Annotated in this window: 17 protein-coding genes; 7 read left to right on the top strand and 10 right to left on the bottom strand. The window is 68.2% G+C overall.

Features of this window, described 5'->3' with window-relative positions; genetic code table 11:
• Positions 1 to 2,301, bottom strand: a complete 2,301-nt coding sequence (locus tag ACGFIF_RS12020) for an ATP-binding protein (protein WP_393154254.1) — start codon at positions 2,299 to 2,301, stop codon at positions 1 to 3.
• A 95-nt stretch (positions 2,302 to 2,396) separates the two neighbouring features.
• On the opposite strand from ACGFIF_RS12020, the gene ACGFIF_RS12015 reads away from it, so the two are divergent.
• Together ACGFIF_RS12015 and ACGFIF_RS12010 are read left to right on the top strand one after the other, a co-directional pair.
• The gene (locus ACGFIF_RS12015) at positions 2,397 to 2,879 is read left to right on the top strand and encodes a GNAT family N-acetyltransferase (RefSeq protein ID WP_393154253.1); all 483 of its coding nucleotides are present in this window, start codon (positions 2,397 to 2,399) and stop codon (positions 2,877 to 2,879) included.
• On the top strand, positions 2,876 to 3,556 hold the full coding sequence (locus tag ACGFIF_RS12010; RefSeq protein WP_393154252.1) for a hypothetical protein: 681 nt from the start codon (positions 2,876 to 2,878) through the stop codon (positions 3,554 to 3,556). The genes ACGFIF_RS12015 and ACGFIF_RS12010 overlap by 4 nt, the downstream gene beginning before the upstream one ends.
• A gap of 68 nt (positions 3,557 to 3,624) precedes the next feature.
• On the opposite strand, the gene ACGFIF_RS12005 is transcribed toward ACGFIF_RS12010, so the two are convergent.
• Positions 3,625 to 4,413, bottom strand: coding sequence for an alpha/beta fold hydrolase (locus ACGFIF_RS12005; RefSeq protein WP_393154251.1), 789 nt, complete (start codon positions 4,411 to 4,413; stop codon positions 3,625 to 3,627).
• Positions 4,414 to 4,661: 248 nt separating this feature from the next.
• Here ACGFIF_RS12005 and ACGFIF_RS12000 point away from each other — a divergent pair, with 248 nt between their 5' ends.
• Both ACGFIF_RS12000 and ACGFIF_RS11995 read left to right on the top strand, forming a co-directional pair.
• Positions 4,662 to 6,362 carry a hypothetical protein gene (locus tag ACGFIF_RS12000; RefSeq protein ID WP_393154250.1) on the top strand — a complete coding sequence of 567 codons (1,701 nt, stop codon included), beginning with the start codon at positions 4,662 to 4,664 and terminating at the stop codon, positions 6,360 to 6,362.
• A gap of 145 nt (positions 6,363 to 6,507) precedes the next feature.
• Positions 6,508 to 6,873 (top strand): hypothetical protein, encoded by a 366-nt coding sequence (locus tag ACGFIF_RS11995; protein ID WP_393154249.1) that lies wholly within the window; start codon positions 6,508 to 6,510, stop codon positions 6,871 to 6,873.
• Between the two features lie 13 nt (positions 6,874 to 6,886).
• Here ACGFIF_RS11995 and ACGFIF_RS11990 read toward each other — a convergent pair whose 3' ends face one another.
• Together ACGFIF_RS11990 and ACGFIF_RS11985 are read right to left on the bottom strand one after the other, a co-directional pair.
• The gene (locus ACGFIF_RS11990; RefSeq protein WP_393154248.1) at positions 6,887 to 7,093 is read right to left on the bottom strand and encodes a hypothetical protein; all 207 of its coding nucleotides are present in this window, start codon (positions 7,091 to 7,093) and stop codon (positions 6,887 to 6,889) included.
• A gap of 54 nt (positions 7,094 to 7,147) precedes the next feature.
• Positions 7,148 to 7,936, bottom strand: coding sequence for a class I SAM-dependent methyltransferase (locus ACGFIF_RS11985; RefSeq protein WP_393154247.1), 789 nt, complete (start codon positions 7,934 to 7,936; stop codon positions 7,148 to 7,150).
• 152 nt (positions 7,937 to 8,088) lie between these two features.
• On the opposite strand from ACGFIF_RS11985, the gene ACGFIF_RS11980 reads away from it, so the two are divergent.
• Together ACGFIF_RS11980 and ACGFIF_RS11975 are read left to right on the top strand one after the other, a co-directional pair.
• Positions 8,089 to 9,021 (top strand): DUF4394 domain-containing protein, encoded by a 933-nt coding sequence (locus tag ACGFIF_RS11980; protein ID WP_393154246.1) that lies wholly within the window; start codon positions 8,089 to 8,091, stop codon positions 9,019 to 9,021.
• 212 nt (positions 9,022 to 9,233) lie between these two features.
• Entirely contained in the window at positions 9,234 to 9,944 is a 711-nt protein-coding gene (locus tag ACGFIF_RS11975) for a hypothetical protein (RefSeq protein ID WP_393154245.1), read from the top strand.
• 96 nt (positions 9,945 to 10,040) lie between these two features.
• On the opposite strand, the gene ACGFIF_RS11970 is transcribed toward ACGFIF_RS11975, so the two are convergent.
• The 6 genes from ACGFIF_RS11970 to ACGFIF_RS11945 form a co-directional block, all read right to left on the bottom strand.
• Positions 10,041 to 10,784 (bottom strand): neutral zinc metallopeptidase, encoded by a 744-nt coding sequence (locus ACGFIF_RS11970; protein WP_393154244.1) that lies wholly within the window; start codon positions 10,782 to 10,784, stop codon positions 10,041 to 10,043.
• A 13-nt stretch (positions 10,785 to 10,797) separates the two neighbouring features.
• Positions 10,798 to 11,283 carry a hypothetical protein gene (locus tag ACGFIF_RS11965; RefSeq protein ID WP_393154243.1) on the bottom strand — a complete coding sequence of 162 codons (486 nt, stop codon included), beginning with the start codon at positions 11,281 to 11,283 and terminating at the stop codon, positions 10,798 to 10,800.
• 180 nt (positions 11,284 to 11,463) lie between these two features.
• Complete coding sequence (locus tag ACGFIF_RS11960) at positions 11,464 to 12,114, bottom strand: hypothetical protein (protein ID WP_393154242.1); 651 nt, start codon at positions 12,112 to 12,114, stop codon at positions 11,464 to 11,466.
• Entirely contained in the window at positions 12,098 to 12,922 is an 825-nt protein-coding gene (locus ACGFIF_RS11955; protein WP_393154241.1) for a hypothetical protein, read from the bottom strand. Before ACGFIF_RS11955 ends, ACGFIF_RS11960 begins: the two co-directional genes overlap by 17 nt.
• Positions 12,923 to 12,954: 32 nt before the next feature.
• The gene (locus ACGFIF_RS11950; protein ID WP_393154240.1) at positions 12,955 to 14,259 is read right to left on the bottom strand and encodes a hypothetical protein; all 1,305 of its coding nucleotides are present in this window, start codon (positions 14,257 to 14,259) and stop codon (positions 12,955 to 12,957) included.
• Between the two features lie 116 nt (positions 14,260 to 14,375).
• A complete protein-coding gene (locus ACGFIF_RS11945; RefSeq protein ID WP_393154239.1) occupies positions 14,376 to 14,582 on the bottom strand; it encodes a hypothetical protein in 207 nt (68 codons plus the stop codon).
• Between the two features lie 434 nt (positions 14,583 to 15,016).
• Between ACGFIF_RS11945 and ACGFIF_RS11940 the strand changes: the two genes are divergently transcribed.
• Positions 15,017 to 17,173 (top strand): DUF262 domain-containing protein, encoded by a 2,157-nt coding sequence (locus tag ACGFIF_RS11940; protein ID WP_393154238.1) that lies wholly within the window; start codon positions 15,017 to 15,019, stop codon positions 17,171 to 17,173.
• Positions 17,174 to 17,360: the final 187 nt, after the last annotated feature.

Below are 17,360 nucleotides of genomic sequence, written 5' to 3'. Positions count from 1 at the left end.
CTAGGCGAGCTCTGGTACTGCCGACGGGTCGAGGGATCGGCCAACGGCGACCGCTTCGTCGTACACGTCCTCGCCGAGTGCGACCTGGGCTGCCCGCTCAGCCGCGTCGCGGAGGCTGTCGTCCGGAAGGTAGTACGCGTAGACGTCGGCGCCGACCGTCTCACGCAGGCCGGTCGCGGCTCCGAGCAGCGTCGCGACGCGGACGTGGTTGTCTTCCTTCGACTCGATGACCGCCAGGGTCTCGACGAAGTACGCGAGGTTGGCCAGATCACGGGTCTCTCGGGACAGAACGATGCCCTCATCGACGCGCCGGCGGGCGAGTCGGTAGTCGGCCAGGGCGAGCGCGGCCTGGGAAAGGTTGTACAGGGCAACGTACGTCGCCAGCCGGTCACCTCGGCGGCGAGCCAGGTCGAGCCCTCGTTCGATCTCCGGTACGGCGGCAGCGGGTTCGCCGCGGAGTAGATGTACCGTGCCGAGCCACACGTGAACAAGGGAAGCCATCCAGGGCGAGCCGCGATCCTCGAAGGCGAACTCGAGAGCGACGCGAAAGCGGCCCTCCGCAGTGTCGAGGTCGTCGTCGGCGAGAGCGGCGAGCCCGGTGCCGGCGATCGCCTTGCTGCGAATCTCGGGGTCGTCCTGATCCACGGCGACGAGGTCCGCCTCGGCCCAGTACGCCCCGGCTGCCGCGTGGTCGCCGGCGGCGTACGCCATGGTGGCCCCGGCCAGGTTGACGCGGCTGCGCTCCCACGGCGGAAGGTCGGCGTTGAGGCACTGTTCGGCGAGGCGGCGGCCGATCGTGAACTGGCCGCGCATCCACCAGTAGAGCCACATGAACCAGGTGATGCGGGCGGCGGTGGGGGCGTCGTCGGTGTCGAGGGAGCGTTCGACGGCGACGAGGATGTTCGCCTCCTCTTCCTCGATCCGCTCGAGCCATTCGACCTGGTCCGAGCGCTCGTATCCGGCGGCCGCCTCTTCGGCGAGGCCGAGGTAGACGCGGGCGTGGGCGCGCCCGATCCGCGCGGCGCGTTCGCCGACGAGCAGGCTTCGGGCGTACTGCGCAACGGGTTCGAGCAGGTCGAGACGATCGCCGCGGACGCGAACGAGCGAATGCTCGGCGAGCTCATGGAGAATTCCGAGAACGTCGCCGGTGGCGATCTCGTCGCCGTGCTCGGCCACCGCCTCGACGGCCTCCAGAGTGGCGCCGCCGCGGAAAGCCCCGAGCAGCGTGAAGAGGCGCTGCTGATCGGGATCGAGCAGGCTGTAGCTCCAGTCGAGCGTGGCCCGCATGGTCCGCTGCCGTTCCGGCAGGTCGCGTGCTCCCGACGTTCTGCCGGCGGACTCCAGTCGGTCGAGGAGCGCTTTGGGTGAGAGCAGCCGCAGCTGTGCAATGGCCAGCTCGATGGCGAGTGGCAGTCCCGCGAGTCGGTGGCAGAGTTCGGAGTACGCCGGTACGTCGTCCGCAGACGGTCGTACTCCGACAGCCAGTGCTCGATCCAGCGCGAGGGCACCGGCGGCATGGGCGCGGATGTCCCCGACGGTCGTGGCATCCCGCGCCGGCAGGTCGAGGGGCTCGACGAGGTACTCGCGCTCGCCCCTGACCCGCAGCGGTGAACGACTCGAGACGAGCACAGTAAGCGCCGGACACAGCGCGGTGAGCTGACCGGTCTGGGCCGCGGCGCTGAGCAGGTGCTCGAAGTTGTCGAGCACCAGCAGCAGCCGCGAGTCCCGCAGGTGCGCGGCCACCAGGTCGAAGGCACCCGGGGCATCGATCCCCGCGAGACCGAGCGCGCGCCCGATCGTTGCCATCAGCGCGGACGCGTCGGCAAGCGGCGCAAGAGACAGCTGTACGACGCCGTCCGGGAAATCGCCGGCCAGTACGTCGGACACCGCGGCGGTCAACCGGGTCTTTCCGACTCCGCCGGGTCCGGTGAGCGTGACCAAGCGGGCTCCGGAGCGGATGAGGTCGGCGATGGCTGCGATGTCGTCATCGCGGCCGAACAACGGGGTCGGCGGGATCATCAGACCCGTCGGACTGGTCACTGGTTCGGCAGTCGGCTTGCGGCGGGCAACTGCGGCAATGAGTGCCGCACGCTCACCGTCCGAGGCTCCGAGAGCATCTGAGAGTGACCGGACGGTGTGCGGGTACGGCCGGGTCCGAGCGCCCCGCTCCAGCGAGCTGATGGCGTGCGTGGTCAGCTCGGCCCGTTCGGCGAGCTCCTGCTGGGTCAGTCCGGCTCGTTCGCGGAGTGAGCGCAGGAGCGTGCCGAAGTGCCCATCGGGCTTCGCCTCGTCTCCAGACATTAGGCCTCCCCCGCGGCTGTGCGTCTTCAACTGTGCGAGCAGTGTACGAGTGCTGCCGGTGGTCTGTGGCGTGCGCGACCACGAGCCTGGTTGCTATGACTACAACCGCTTGGCTCCCGGAGGGCTGGAACCATCCGCACCGGGTGCCGCTGACAACAGGCCACCACCTCCGCCCGATCCGGGCGACTGACGTCGACCTGGACATGCAGGCGGTGATGGGGTCGCAGGAGCGGCTCTGGTCGCTGTACGGCGAGGCCTGGGGGTGGCCTCCCGCGACGATGACCGCGGACCAGGACCGCGAGGACCTGGCCCGGCACGAGGCCGAGATGGAGAGCCACGAGTCGTTCAACTACGCGCTGTTCGACAACGGCGAGACCGAGCTCCTCGGGTGTGTCTACATCGACCCGCCGATCCACCCCGGGACGGACGCCGAGATCTCCTGGTGGGTCGTCGACTGGCTCACCGGCGGGCCGATCGAGGCCGCCCTCGACGAGCTCGTACCGCGCTGGATCGCCGCCGACTGGCCGCTCGCCAACCCGCACTACACGCATCACTCGAAACAGGGGGAATCAACATGACCAGCACGTTCGTCACGACCGGCGGCCGGCACGCCGACTCGATCCGTCACTCACAGGGGAAGGGATGGGTCGTGGCCGGCATCGGCGCCGGCCTGGCGGGAATCGCGACCGTCGTCGGCTCGAGCCTCGCGAACGCCGTGTACGACGAGAAACTCGCCGGAGACGCCGTCGGTATCACCGAGAAGCTGGCCGAGCAGACCGTGCCGATCCTGGCGATGCACACCGCCGCGATGCTGTCCGCCTTACTCTTGCTGGTGTTCGCTGCCGGCCTCCGCCGCCGGCTCGTGGACTCCACGCCGGAAGGAAGTCTGCTCCCGCACGTCGCGGCCTCGGGCCTGCTCCTGGTGTCGGTCGCCCTCCTGATGGGGTCGGCGCTGACCACCGAGTTCGTCTTCGGCGTCAGGGAGCCAGAACTCCTGGTACCGGAGACCGCAGCGTTCTTCGGGCACTGGATCGGCACTGTGCCCTGGCTGTGGGTCGGCGCCGGCGTCGCCGCCCTCGCACTCGGCATCGCCGGCCGGAAGTTCAAGGCGGTCGCCCCGTGGCTCGCCTGGGTCAGCCTGGTCCTCGGTGGCCTTACCATCTTCCTCGGCATCAGCCCGGCGCAGTACATGGCCGGCATGACCGGCCCGCTCTGGCTCACGATCGCAGCCATCGGCCTGCTCAAGCAGAACTGAAACACCGACGCGCGCCCCGACGGATCCCACGTCGGGGCGCGCCACGCACGCTTCGGGCGTGCCTGCCGTCACTGCCCTCGAATCAACCGAACGCCGGTCGACGGCCGGGCGATGTGCTCCCGGCCGTCCAGCCAGCAGGTGATCACGTCCGCGAGTTCGCTGGGGTGGCTGAAGTTGATGGCATGAGCGGCCTGCTCGATCTGGACCACGGTCACATGATCAGGCATGAGCTGGCCGACCTCACGAACTCGACGCGGCGAGGGCATGAGTGGATCTCGTCCGCCCAACACCGCCAGCGTGGGAACCGGTGTGTGCAGCAGCCGCTCCAGGGACGGGAAGCGGGTGAGTTCGTGAAACAGGCGGAGTCCGTTGAGCGGCCCGAACCTCAGATAGTCGGGCAGCGCGACGGGAATCATCCTCGGACTCTCCCGGACCACGTCAAGAGCGAGCTGTCCGAGGCCGCGTCGCAGCGGCTGGTTCTGAAGACCACCCGCCGGGGAGACGAGGACCAGCCGGTGCACCCGGTCCGGCATCGCGTGGGCGACCTCCAAGCCGATCGGACAGCCCATGGAGTTGCCCACCAGCACGGCCCGATCAACACGCAACTGGTCGAGCATGGCGACGAGCGCCTCGGCCAAGGCCGGAATACCGAGCACGTGGTCGCGCCGCTCACTGCGCCCATACCCGGGGAGATCCGGTACTACGTTGACTCGATCGTCTGCCAGGAGACGGGCAGTCGGCATGAGGTAGGTGCCCGAGATGCCGAAGCCATGGACGTGGACGATCGGCAGCCCACTCCCGCCGAGGCTGCGCCGATAGTGGATGGAACGGCCCTGCACGAAGAGGTGCTCGTCCACCCATCCGCTCTCGCCCGGCGACCGTGACCACCTCACGCGCACCCCACACGACTGCCGACCTCGGACTGTTCCATCACCGGCTCCGACTCGATCGATGCGTCACATGATTCTGCGCACACCCAACCGAAGCCTCATCCGTCGTGGATGACACCGCAGAGGCAACCGTGAACCGATCCGGGGTGCTCTCCGCCCCGAACGCCTGAGACATCGGGGACTGCAAACGGCGGATCGGCGGAGGGATCGGGATCATGCGAGTGCCAGGACTGCCCAAGCTCGTGAAGCACCACGGGCGACGACAGCAAGGCCGGCACCGCCGCGGCCGGCCGGTGTCCGAGAGTCGGTGGCAGTTGGTGGGTGGGGTCGCCGCCGTGGTCACCCTCGCAGCGGTCTGGAATGCGCCACTCCCCGACCGTCCGGCGGCCGGCGGGTACAACGCGTCCGTACCTGCAGCGGTCGATCCCTTCATCGAGGACGAGATACTGGCCGAGTTCGTCGAGCCCGAGCAGTTGGACGCGGTCCCCGTCGGGCCCGGTCAGGTCGCGAAACCGGTGCAGATGGTGCTCGCGGGTGCGCCGGTGATCCGGACGCTCGGCGAGAGCGGGATCCCCGACGTCGCCGTACGGGCCTACAAGCAGGCCGAGGCGCGGTTGGCGGTCAGCGACCCCGGCTGCGGGGTTCCGTGGACGCTGCTCGCCGCGATCGGACGGGTGGAGTCCAACCACGGCCGGTTCGGTGGCGCCCAGCTGCGCAACGACGGCTCGGCGACCCGGCGGATCCGCGGCATCCCGCTCGACGGCCGGCCGAACGTCGCGCTGATCCGCGACACCGACGGCGGCGCACTCGACGGGGACACCGTGTACGACCGCGCGGTTGGGCCGATGCAGTTCATCCCGTCGACCTGGCGCGCGGTGAACGCCGACGGCAACGGCGACGGCTTCGGCGACCCGAACAACATGTTCGACGCCGCCCAGGGCGCCGCCCAGTACCTGTGCACCGGTACGTCGAACCTGCGCGATCCGGCCCGGGCCGCACAGGCGGTACGCCGCTACAACAACGCCGCCTCCTACGTCCGGGTAGTCCTCGACCTGGCCCGCATGTACCAGTCCGGCCGCATAACCGCCCTACCAACAGCCGGCGACGCCCTCCCAGACGACCCCGCTGGCCCCCCAGCAGCCCGCTCCTGGCCCGCCGATCCCCCAGTAGCGCGTCCCTGGACCGTCGATCCCCCCGCGGCGCGGCCCACCGACCCGCAGCCGGACGACACCGTGCTCGCCAAGCCCGCCCCGACCCAACGGACCAAGCCCTCGGCCCCACCACAGGCCGTGAGCCCCCCGCGCACAACACCGCTGCCCCCGACCACCCCTCGGCCCGCCACGACTCCCACCGGCAAACCGTCCCCAACCACGCCCTCCAAGCCACCGGCCGTACAACCCCCACAACCGCAACCGACAACCACCCCGACCGCCCCGAAGCCGACGCAGACTCAACCGTCCACGCCGACTCGCCCCTCCGGCCCCAAGCCAACAACCACCCCGGCCCCGACCGAGCCGGACACGTCCCAACCGTCCAAGCCACGACCGACCGTGCCGCAACCGTCGCAGCCGAAGGCGACCGAACCCGAGCCGTCTGAGTCCAACTCACCCACGCCGGCACCATCCGCCACCCCCTCCCCGGCGCCGTCCGCCGAACGCACCCCGGCGCAGAAACCGACCACGGCCGCGATCGGCTGGGCCCCGGCGATGCGCCAAGTAGTCGGCCGAGCCCTATCCCGACCGACCTGCCCCCAAACCCCCAACGAAGCAGGGCAGCCGCGCGCACCCCGGCAACCAACCCAGCCCTCCACCCCCTGCCCCGACGACTCCGCAACACCACCCCCGTCCCGGGACGACAAGAACCGCAAACAATGCACACCGCAAACCGCGTGCAAACCCCCGGCTCCCCGGCGCTAGCCGGCCAGGCGCCGCACTCCGGAGCGAGCCCTGCTCCGGAGTGCACTCTCGGACAAGCGCTGTGCACGCCAAGCCAAAGACACCGCGAGCACGGCTGCCGAGACTGCCTAGGTCAATCAGTTCCGACAACTGTCTCGGGAGAATAATGAACAGGGACAAAATCCGCCGGCTGACCGTCGGTGCCGCCGCGCTGCTCGCCACCTCGGCGTTGCTCACGGCAACGGCTCCGACGGCCTCGGCGCACTACAACTACGCGTACCAGGGCAAGGACTTCATCAGCGTGAGCGAGACGCACGGCAGCGGCAGTGTCTGCGACCGTGAAGTGGACGGCAACGCCGTCTATGGGATCTGGACCCAGGGCCCGGACCGCGACCCCGTGGTCGAGTGGGACGGCGGCGACCGCGGCTGCGACACCGCCCATTTCCCGGTGGGCGCGATCTACATGAAGCTCTGCGAGAACACCAACCACGGCACCGGCCCGGACACCTGCACCGACTGGATCCGCGTTTGATCCAGGGGCCCGGCTAGTGGCGCTTGCGGCGGTCCGCCTTCGACTGCGCACGCCGCCGCTTGCGCTCCTGGCGAGCCCGGTCCTCCTCGGTGTGGGTGTGGCTGTGGGCGGTGCTTCGCGGTGACGCTGTGTCTTCGCCGGCTTTGACGCGAGCGTTGCGGATCAGAACCACCACCACACAAAGGATCGCCAACCCCGCGAACATGAGCGTGTACCACATGCTGATCCCCTCCCGGTCGCTGTCGATTCTCGGCGGGGATCGGCAGTGGGCGCCTCATCCGCCGCGGGTGACAGCCGGGCCGCGCCAGGCCACCCAGAGTTCTTCGGCGGGCCATTGGGAAGCCCAGGCGGTGCTGACGATCTCGTAGAAGGGGTGGTCTGGTGCGTCCGGCGGGGCGTAGAGCTCGTGCAGGGCCTCGATGCTGAAACCGAAGCGGCGCAGGAGGCGGATCCAGTCTCCGTGGGAGGGGTGGAACTCGGCGCCGCCGCCTGGCCAGCGGACGTGATAGGCGGCGCGCTGTCCGCGTTGAAGGCTGTTCGTGGCGATCCCCTCATCGTCCGGTACACACAGCGCGGACAGCACGCTGTTGGTGAGGAACACGAGTCGTCCACCAGGCCGCAGTACTCGTGCCGCTTCGGCGAGCCAGCGTTCGGGATCGCACCAGGCGGCCGCGCCGTGTTCGCTGACGACGAGGTCGAAGGAGCCGGTCGCGAGCGGCAACTGCTCGGCGTCTGCCTGCACGAGCGGGAAGGTGGGTCCGGTACGCCGCTGCAGGTCGCGGGCCGTCCGGAGCTGCTCGGCCGACAGATCCGACGCGACCACGCGGGCGCCGGATCTGGTGAGCCAGGCCGAGCAGTACGCCGTACCGCAGGCCAACTCGAGTACGTCGAGGCCGTCGACCTCTCCGAGCACACCGAGCCGCCGTTCCGGCACGTCGTACAAACCCCACATCAGGTCCGGCCTCGACCACAGGCCCTCCGCCGCCGGACCGGTGTAGCGCTCGTTGACCAGTGCCCACAGTTCGCGGTTCAAGGCGATCTCGGCAGCCCGCTCCCCCTCCATCCAGCCAGGCTAGGCGAATCCGCGCACATCCGATCGGTTGATGGCAGCGAAGAGAAGGGTGAGACGCCGCCGGAGCTGGGCCCACCGGCGGCTCCGCCCGGCGACCGGGCCGCGTGAGGTGGATCGGCGCCGCGACCGAGAGGTGAATCAGCATGTACCAATCACGACGACACGTCCGCGTCGTCGCCGCGACGGTAGCCGCGATCGCGTTACCCGCGACGGCCCTGGTCCTCAGCAGCGCGACGCAGGCGACGGCCGGCGCACGGCCCGCCGTGGCCGCGCCGGCTCCAGCCGCGGCCGCGAAGGCCCGGCCCCAGAGCTCCGACGTGGTCGGCCTGACCGACAAAGGCCGGCTTGTGAAGTTCCGCACCGCCTCGCCCGACCGGATCCGGCGTACGGCGCGGGTCCAGGGACTGATGGACGACCAGCGGCTGATCGGTATCGACTACCGGGTCCAGAACGGCAAGCTGTACGGCGTCGGCGACCGCGGCGGCATCTACACGATCAACACCGCGTCCGACTTCGGCCGGGCCACGAAGGTCTCGCAGCTCACCGTCGCGCTGGACGGCCAGAACTTCGGCGTCGACTTCAACCCGGCCGCGAACCGCCTGCGGGTCATCAGCGACACCGGCCAGAACCTCCGTCACAACCTCGACGACCCGGCCGGCGCCCCCGCGGCAGGCACCACTGCGACGGACGGCACCCTGGCCTATCCCGGCGTACCGCCTGCTCCGCCGACCACGGCGACCCAGGTCACGGCCGCGGCGTACACGAACAACGACCTTGACCCGAACACCGCGACGACCCTCTTCGACATCGACACCAACCTCGACCAGGTCGTCATCCAGTCCCCGGCCAACGCCGGACTCCTGGCCGCCACCGGCAAACTCACCATCGACGCCAACCAGCCGGCCGGCTTCGACATCTCCAGCCAGGGCGGCGGCAACCGCGGTCTCGCCGCACTGAGCACCGGCACCCGCATGCGCCTGTACGACATCAACCTGACCACCGGCAAGGCAACCCGGCTCGGATCGTTCCCGAGCAACGCGCAGGTCGTCGACCTCGCCGTTCCGATCGCTCGATAGTCCGCGCGGCCAGGCTCCGCCGTTCACCCACCGGAGCCTGGCCCGCACCCACGGTCAGGATCCCCGGGAACGCCGACGGCCTGACGTACGTCCTCGGTCCGGATTCACCCCGGACGGAGGAGGCGACGACGTACCGGGCCGGTGCATGCTGGCGCTCTGACCGAGCGGGATGGCGGTGACGAGATGGGGAACTGGGGCAAAGGACAGGGAACGTGAGCGAGACGATACGGCCGTCCGGCGCCGATGGGCCGGAGCCCGGCGCAGCCCGCAGCTGGAGCCGAAGTGTCCGCTCGTGGGGTGTCTACCTGACCACGATGACCGGACTCCTCTGTGTGATCGCCATCTGGGGTGTTGGCGGGGCTCTCACCGCGGTGGTCGTCATCGGTGCCACGACAGCCCTCATCGCCTCGTCGGTGTGGGCAGCAGACGGGCGGCGCGCAGTACCCAAGATCGCTCGGGTCACGCTCGCCACCAGCCTGATGGCGCCGGCCGCGGCGGGTCTGATCGCGGTCACCAAGTTCGCCGGCGTCCTGGTCGTGCTGCTCCTGGCAGCGACCTCGCCCGCCCTCACCTCGCTCGTCCGGTCGCGACGGCCCACCCAGGGCGACGCTCCCGCCGCACCGCCGCCGGTACGTCGTGTCCCCACGACGTCATTCGCCGACGGCTCCGCGGAGGCGCCGGCGCGAGAACTCAGTTCTCTCGACGACGAGGCCTTGTGCCTGGCCTGGCGGCGGAGCTTCGTCCTGCTGGAGGATGCCCGGTCGGCGATGGCACGCCTGTCCGTCGTCGAACAGCGACAGCGGTACCTCGACGAGCTGGACCGGCGATCCCCGGAGGGACTCGCGGCCTGGCTCGCCTCCGGCGCACGAGCGTCCGGCAACCCGCTCCCGTACGTCGACGACGCGCGGCGCCGAGCCGGCTGAGTCAGGCGGCTCGAACGTCAGGCCGCTCGAACGTCAGGCGGCTCGAACGTCGGGAGGCTCGAACTCGAACGTCAAGCCGCGCAGACGTCGGGCCGCTCAGACGCAGGCTCCGATGCCACCTTCCACGCCGGTGTTGTACGCCGAGGTCCGTTGCTCCGCGTTTCCGTGGTCGCTCTCGTTGGTCCAGGGATAGTCGTCCGCGACCGCGGCCAGCGTTCTGGCGATCTCCTCGCTGTCTCCAGGCTCGAGCTGGATCAGCCCTTCGTCGGCTGCGCCCTGCAACGCGGCCCCCGCCAGGCAGTCTGCCTGGAGCTCCGCCGCCACCGAGACCCTGTCGCTGCGCAGCCTCGCCTGGATCGCGTGGCCCCACTCGTGCGCAATGATCAGATAGACCCACGCATCGCCGATCTGGCTGTAGCCGGCCGCCATCAGATCGTCGTCCCACGCGATGAAGTCGCCCGGCCGGCAGTAGACGGCGTTGAACGGCACGGAGGCCGGTTCGCCCCCGCAGGGCGGTCCGTTCGTGCCGATGTAAGGCCCGGCAACGTGAGGGCTCTGGTACGGCTGTCCGAACTGCTGGGTGAACCGACGGCGCCAGAACTCATCCACCGCGTTGACGGCGGTCTGCTCGTCCTCCGTCATCGCCGCGCGATCGACGACGGCCTCCGTCCCGTCTGTCGCCGTCGGCTGCGCCGTACGAGACGGCTCGGCAGTCGACCCACCAGACGGGACGGAGGTTGTCGTGGTGCAGGCTGTCGCGGCGATCGCGATCGTCAGCCACACGAGGGGCGTTCGCAGCGCGATGATCGACCGGCCGAGCTGGGCGAGCACCGTCGTCATGTGGTCCCGCCACTCAGACGAGGGGAGGCGGAGTCCGTTCGGAGGTTGCGGCTGAGTACTCGCCTGCTTCTGGGCTGCCCCACGTCGATTCACCCACCCCTCCGAGCCTGTCCCGTACCTCGGACCAGCGCACGGTGAGCGCGAAGAGAATGACGATGTCCAGCGCGATCATCATCACCGACCAGACGGGGTATGCGCCCAGCCACGCGATCTGCGTCACAGCGTGCAGGCAGACGAGCACGATGCCCGCGATCCGGGCCCACGTCTGCGTCACGAGCAGGCCGGCGCCGACGGCCAGCATGAGGAGTCCGGAGATCAGCAGGACCCATCCCCAGGCCGTGATGTCCACGACGACCAGGTTCTCCCGCGTCACCACGACACGCTCGTCGGCGAACAGAGCGATGAATGCCTGGAAGATGTTGACCAGGCCGATCACCAGGAGCAGCGAGCCGGCGAACACGACGACGCCGGCAAGCGCCGTGCTTCCTTTCTCAGCCATTGTGGCCTCTCCTCTCCTTGCGTCGACCGCTACCGGAATCGGCAGTGGCCCGCATCTGGATGGTGTCCCTCGCCGCCCGGCACGCGCCTCACCCCGCGCGGATGAGGCTCCGCCGGCTGCGGGCGGATGAGGCTCCGCCGGCTGCGGTGGGTCCGCTCGCCGCTCACCGTCGTACCCCGCTCAGATCTCGACGCTGACCGCGAACGTGGCGATCCAGGCGAGGGCGGCGACCAGGACGAGGCAGCCGGCGATCGTGAGGACCCAGCGCAACCGGCGGTTGGCGATCTTGGTGCTCATGCCGGCGAAGAACAGGACCACCGCGTACAGCACGACGGTGAGGACATAGTTGCTGGAGCGCTGGAGGTACAGGCGCACGTCGGCGGCAGAGGCCTCGGCCGCCGCGTCGAGCCGATCGGCCTCCTGCCGGGAGGCGAGCTGGTACTGGCTCATGGCGAACGGCGTCGCCGGCGCCTCCGGATTCGTGAGCGGACGGGTCGCCGTCCAGGCGTTGAACGCGGTCCGGAACTCCGGGCGGAAGCGATCGACGTAGAAGTCGGCGAGGGCGGCGTCGCCGTGGCGATCCGCATCGGCCCAGGCGATGAACGTGGCGACGTCGACCTGGCTCTGGGCCTCGGCCAGGCCTTGGGCCCGGCCGGCCTCGATCCTGATCGCGTTCGTGCGGCCGGCGGCCTTGGCCTGCTCACCGTTCCACCGGGTGGCCTGGTAACTGCTCCATGAGGTCCCGAGAGCAGCGACCACCAGCAGGATGGTGACGACCACCTCCTGCCAGGTGCGGCCACGGTCGGGCCGCTCCTCAGCGGCGGTTGCCATGCTCGTCACACGGAGGTGTCACGTCGAGCCCGACCACGTCGAGCTGGGCATCGATCAAGCCGACAGTTCGCTCCATCGCGACGGGCTGCAGCCGGCCCACTCCGTCGCCGTGTGGATGGTCGAAGAACACGAGCAGGAACAGCAGGAGAGTGATGACCACTGTCACGCTGCCCATCAGAACGCTCTGTGTCACCGCGCCCTCGGCCCGGTCGGCGAAGAACAGCAGGTACACGAAGATCACCAAGGAGATCACTGACAGAACCAGCCACAAGGGGGTCGGGATGATCCCCTCCGCCCCGTGCACCCTGTCGACGCGCGCCTGCTCCCGCTCGGCGGTCTGGTCCATCCAGCGGTCGTACGCCGACTGCTCGATCGGCGTTCGCGGGTCGACGGCCGAGATCGTCAGGAACATCTCCGCTCCCCACGGATTCACGGAGTTCCGGAGCGTGCCGGTATCCATCGCGTCCCACTCGACCCCGGCCACGGATCGTGCGTAGCACATCAGTTCGCCGGTGAGCTCCGTCGCGGTCTTGTCGGGCAGGAACTGGGCCGTCTGAACCTGCTGCGCCACGATCGTCGCCTCGGACTCGGCGCCGGACCGCGACTGGTCGTACGACGTGAACGACAGGAAGATGATGAACCCGAGAAGCACGGAGAACCCGGTGGCGAGCACACCGAAGACACCTGAGGCGCGGTCACCGTCACTGAAATAGCTGCCCTCCGGCGCCCGCCTGCGCACGAGGAGCATCGCGGTGACGGTGACCGCGGTCGCGAGGACCGTGACGAGGGCGGCCCAGACGATGTTCACGTGCGTCTGCCTGCCGCCGCTGTCACAGCCGGCTACTTCACGGTCCCGGGGACCGCTCCGGCCGGCGGCGCGGCACGGGAGACAGCCGTCGCCCTGCCTGCTCCGACCAGGACCTGTACGACCGCCAGCAACGCGACCACGAGTGCGAGCGACCAGAACAGCCGCGACAGCGAGACGTCGTTGCCCCAGAGCAGTACGACGACTCCTAGCAGACCCACGGCAACGCGCAACCACCGGGCGTTGGCCGCGACCCATCGGCCCGCGTCGCCGACCGGGGTGTCGGCCAGGGCGCCGCCGATGCTCTCCAACCCGCCGGAGACGGCATTGCGTACGGCGGTGCCGTACCGGTTCTGTCCCGCGAACCATCCGATGCCCACGAGGATCAAGCCCAGCCAGAGGAACACTTGTCGACCGCGGTCGAGGTAGGCAAGCAGCGTGTCGTAGAAGACCGCGCTCGCCGGACCGAACGTCGAACCCGCGAGTGCGTCGATGAACAACTGCCGTCCGACCGTCAGCGCAAGCGCCACCAGCAGCGCGTTCGCCGCCAGCACTGCCCCGATGATCACCGTCATCCGCGGACGTCGGCGCGAGAGGATCAGAGCTGCCAGGTAGAGCCCCGCCACGACCACGATCAGCCACTGGGCCAGCGGGTTCGCGAAGGCGTAGATCGTCCGGAGTTGCCTCAGTTGCGGCGCTTCCATCAACACGATCTGCTTGTCGATGTCGGGGATCGGCACGTTCTGCACGATCGTGAGTCCCCGGTCGACCAAGCGTTGCTTGACCCGTTCGATCACCTCGGAGACGTCGAGGACGACCTGATCACCCTGCAACGAGACGGCACCGGTCTGATCACCCTCCAGCAGGCGCTGGAGGGATTGCTGGACCCTGGTGTTGACGGCGATCCAGAGGTCGGCGAACTCGTCCGAGGCGAGGAACTCCCGAACCTGCCGGTCGATCAATCCGTTGATCGCCGCGGACAGCGGCCCGACCAGTCGCTGCAGCCGGGGGCGGTCGGTGATGACACCGGAGAACACGTCGTTCAGGATCGCCTCGATGTCGACCTGTTGCTCGATCGTGTCGGTGACCTTCGTCGCGATGGCGTTCTGCACCTCCGGCGAGTTCACCAGCGGGCCGACGGTGTTCACGTAGCGCGCGGTGTCGTTCAGCGTGCGTTGCCCCCAGTACGCGATCGCCGCCGGCGTCGTCAGCACCGCCGCCAGCACCAGGCAGATGACCGCCGCGACCGAACGCCCCCTGGACGGCCGCTTCGCCGCGGGCGACGGGTCGGGCACGCTGCGTTCTGGACCACCGGGCACCACGGGATCTGGGTCAGACATGCTGCGCCTCCTCGCCTGTCGGCTGTACGTCGGCGCAACGATCGTCTCCGCCACAGACGAACCGGACCTCACCCCATACGGATGAACCGCCCGTCCCGCCGTGGTCGCAGACTGCGTCAGCCGAAGAATTCGTCGAAGGCCGCCTGGTCCTCGGGCCGGAACCAGATTTCCGACAACTGTCCGTCCCTGACCTGGGCGACGACCACCTGCAACCCTTCGTACGACCGCCCACCGCGTCGCATCCGCTGGATCAACACCCCCGCGGCGTGGTCGTCGCTGCCGAGATCGTCCAGCGGAACCATCTCCGGCGGTGCGTCGAGCATCGACAGTTCACGCAGGGCGCGAGCGGTAGCCCGCAGGGAGGGACGGGTGGGCGGGAGCGCGTAGCACTGGAGAGCCGGTGAGGGGACTCGAACCCTAACCACCGCTTTGCCCTCCCAGACATCTCAACGCCTGTCAAAATTGTCCGAACATGCCCATCTCCCGCAAGGACTCCCCGCCGAGGTAGTCATCAATGTTCATCGTTGCGCAACGTTCAGCATCCAATCCGGTCAGTAAAACGGCCAGTGGCCTTCGCCGGATCGGCTCGCCGCCGGCGGAGTGAGAATCACAGAACCCTAGCCCCTGACGCTGCGATCTCAATTTGCCAGAGGGATCGCAAGAGAGGAACACGCGGCCCGCGCGCGGCCAGGTGCACGGGCGGTTACGTTATGGGTGCCGTGTGAGGAGGATGCACCGGTCAAGGGGAGGCAGCGTTGTGCAGCAGGACATGATCCAGGGCCGAGCGATGACGATCGAAGAGGTTTTCACCGGGCGCCAGTACCAGCTGGACAGCTACCAGCGGGATTACACGTGGGGTCGCGATGACATCCGTCGGCTGATGGATGACTTGCGCAAGAAGTTCATGGCGAACTGGAGCCTGGGGCACGACCGTGAAGAGGTTGCTAGCTACCAGCCGTACTTCCTCGGGCCATACGTCTATCACGAGGAGGCTCACACCACCTTTCTGGTGGATGGGCAGCAGCGGATCACCACTCTCCACCTGATGCTGATCTACCTGCGTGAGCTCCTCCGGGCGCAGGACCTCGATGACGAGGCCACACACCTCAGCGGTTTGATCCAGTCCCGCAAGTTCGGCAAGGCGGTGTATACGCTCGACATCCCAGATCGCGGCCGGTTTCTAGCGGAAGTATTCAGCGAGCCGGACTACACCTTGCCCGACAACGCAGCGGGCGACCTCCACCGACTCTGGGAGGGGGCGCGTGTACTGCAAGAGGAGTTCCCGGACGAACTCCGCAGCGATGCGCTGCCGTACTTCGTGGACTGGCTGCTGGACGGTGTCTGCATGGTCGGCATCCGAGCCGCGACCTCGGAGCAGGGCTGGGAGATCTACGAGTCGATGAACGATCGTGGTGTGCGCCTGGGCCCGATTGACCTGCTGAAGAGCTTCCTGTTGTCGCGGATCGGAGGCGAGAAAGGCGGCGCCGACAAGATTTGGCGGCAGATGGTCTCCGATCTGGCAGGGATCGACGTGAACGCGCCCAGCGAGTTCATAAAGACCTTCCTTATCGGCCGGTACGCGGACGTGAGCATAGAGCCGGGCGACGCTCCGACCGATATCGAGCGCATCAACGGGTCGTTCCACACCTGGGCCAAGGACAACGCGGAACGTCTCGGCCTGCACAGATCGTCTGACTTCCAGAGGCTCATCACCGACCTCGCCGAGTACTCCGAGCGCTTTCGCACCGTTGCGGCTGCGGCCACTGTCTACGACAGCGAACTTCAGAGCATCTTCTTCAACGCGTACAACGGCATCAAGGCCCAAGCCGCGCCGATCCTCGCCGCTGTCGAGCCGAAGGACGACTCCGGAACCTTCAAGGCGAAGGCCAAACTGATTGCCGACTACCTCGATCTCCTGTTCGCCCGCCGCTCCGTCAACGATCTGCCGTCGTCGGGCATCAACAGCTATGCCGCGCGCCTGATCGAGAGGGTGCGTGGAGGCGTCAGCGTGGACAAGCTGCGCACGATCCTCGCCGAAGAGGTATCCGTGCTCGACTACGACTTCAAGAGTATGAAGACCTATGGACTGCGCTCGAACAACAGTGGACAGGTGCGCTACCTCCTGGCCCGCCTCACCGGATTCGTCCAGACCGGCTGCAGGCTGAGCGACGACATGGCCGCCTACTTGGATGTCAGTCGTCCCTACGAGATCGAGCACATCTGGGCCAACCACTTCGAGCGGTTCCAACCGGAGACCGGCACACGCGCCGCGTTCGACTCCTACCGCAACCGTCTCGGTGCCCTGCTGCTCTTGCGGAAATCGGACAACGCCAGCTATCAGGACCTTCCCTACGAGAAGAAGGTCGACTACTACCAGCGGCAAAACCAGCTCGCCGGCGCGTTGCACACCAGCCACAGGGAGCGGAATCCGACCTTCAACAAGTTCGCCAAGCAGCACAAGCTCGACAGACTGCTCCGCGCTTTTGCGAAGTTCGACAAGAAGGCGATCGAAGAGCGTCAGATTCTATACCAACGTCTGTGCGAACTCATCTGGGACCCGGCGGTGTTCGGTACTCTCCCTACAGTCGCCACGCGACGACCAGATCCGACACGCACGCGGACCCGAGCACGCTACGACGTAACGGTTGCCGACCTCATCGTCAAAGGTCTGCTGCCGTCCAACGCCCAGCTGGTAGGCCTACGTCGCGGTGAACGCTTCCATGCCCTGGCCCTTGCCGACGGCCGCATCCAAGTGGCCTCCGGGGAGATCTTCCGATCCCTATCCGGAGCGGGAGAATTCGTTCTTCAGACCAAGGCATGTCCCGGATGGAACTTCTGGCAGGCAGATGTCGACGGGGGGCTAGTACGCCTCATCGACATCCGGCGCGACGCATTGGAGCGAGGGCTTGTCTGACGGATGTACCCGACCCCTCGCCCGTGGATGAACCCATCTCTATGTGCTCGCTCGAGAAGTCGGCTACTGGCTCGCGCCGAGTGGCGTCGCCTCGGAGGCTGCCGTGTCTCCGAGGTTGAGATCTCCGTCTCGTTCCGGTGCGTACGTCAACTGCTTGCTCTGCGGCGAAGCATCTGATCCTCGTGCT

It is taken from the genome of Kribbella sp. NPDC049174 (assembly GCF_043197365.1).
Taxonomy (GTDB): Bacteria; Actinomycetota; Actinomycetes; order Propionibacteriales; family Kribbellaceae; genus Kribbella.
The sequence above is the reverse complement of the archived record's forward strand: the minus strand, read 5'-3'. Positions and strand labels throughout refer to the sequence as shown.

Coding starts and splice junctions, on each gene's coding strand:
- ACGFIF_RS12020 (WP_393154254.1), bottom strand. CDS start 2,301: ATGTCTGGAGACGAGGCGAAGCCCGATGGGCACTTCGGCACGCTCCTG.
- ACGFIF_RS12015 (WP_393154253.1), top strand. CDS start 2,397: ATGACTACAACCGCTTGGCTCCCGGAGGGCTGGAACCATCCGCACCGG.
- ACGFIF_RS12010 (WP_393154252.1), top strand. CDS start 2,876: ATGACCAGCACGTTCGTCACGACCGGCGGCCGGCACGCCGACTCGATC.
- ACGFIF_RS12000 (WP_393154250.1), top strand. CDS start 4,662: ATGCGAGTGCCAGGACTGCCCAAGCTCGTGAAGCACCACGGGCGACGA.
- ACGFIF_RS11995 (WP_393154249.1), top strand. CDS start 6,508: ATGAACAGGGACAAAATCCGCCGGCTGACCGTCGGTGCCGCCGCGCTG.
- ACGFIF_RS11990 (WP_393154248.1), bottom strand. CDS start 7,093: ATGTGGTACACGCTCATGTTCGCGGGGTTGGCGATCCTTTGTGTGGTG.
- ACGFIF_RS11985 (WP_393154247.1), bottom strand. CDS start 7,936: ATGGAGGGGGAGCGGGCTGCCGAGATCGCCTTGAACCGCGAACTGTGG.
- ACGFIF_RS11980 (WP_393154246.1), top strand. CDS start 8,089: ATGTACCAATCACGACGACACGTCCGCGTCGTCGCCGCGACGGTAGCC.
- ACGFIF_RS11970 (WP_393154244.1), bottom strand. CDS start 10,784: ATGACGACGGTGCTCGCCCAGCTCGGCCGGTCGATCATCGCGCTGCGA.
- ACGFIF_RS11965 (WP_393154243.1), bottom strand. CDS start 11,283: ATGGCTGAGAAAGGAAGCACGGCGCTTGCCGGCGTCGTCGTGTTCGCC.
- ACGFIF_RS11960 (WP_393154242.1), bottom strand. CDS start 12,114: ATGGCAACCGCCGCTGAGGAGCGGCCCGACCGTGGCCGCACCTGGCAG.
- ACGFIF_RS11950 (WP_393154240.1), bottom strand. CDS start 14,259: ATGTCTGACCCAGATCCCGTGGTGCCCGGTGGTCCAGAACGCAGCGTG.
- ACGFIF_RS11945 (WP_393154239.1), bottom strand. CDS start 14,582: ATGCTCGACGCACCGCCGGAGATGGTTCCGCTGGACGATCTCGGCAGC.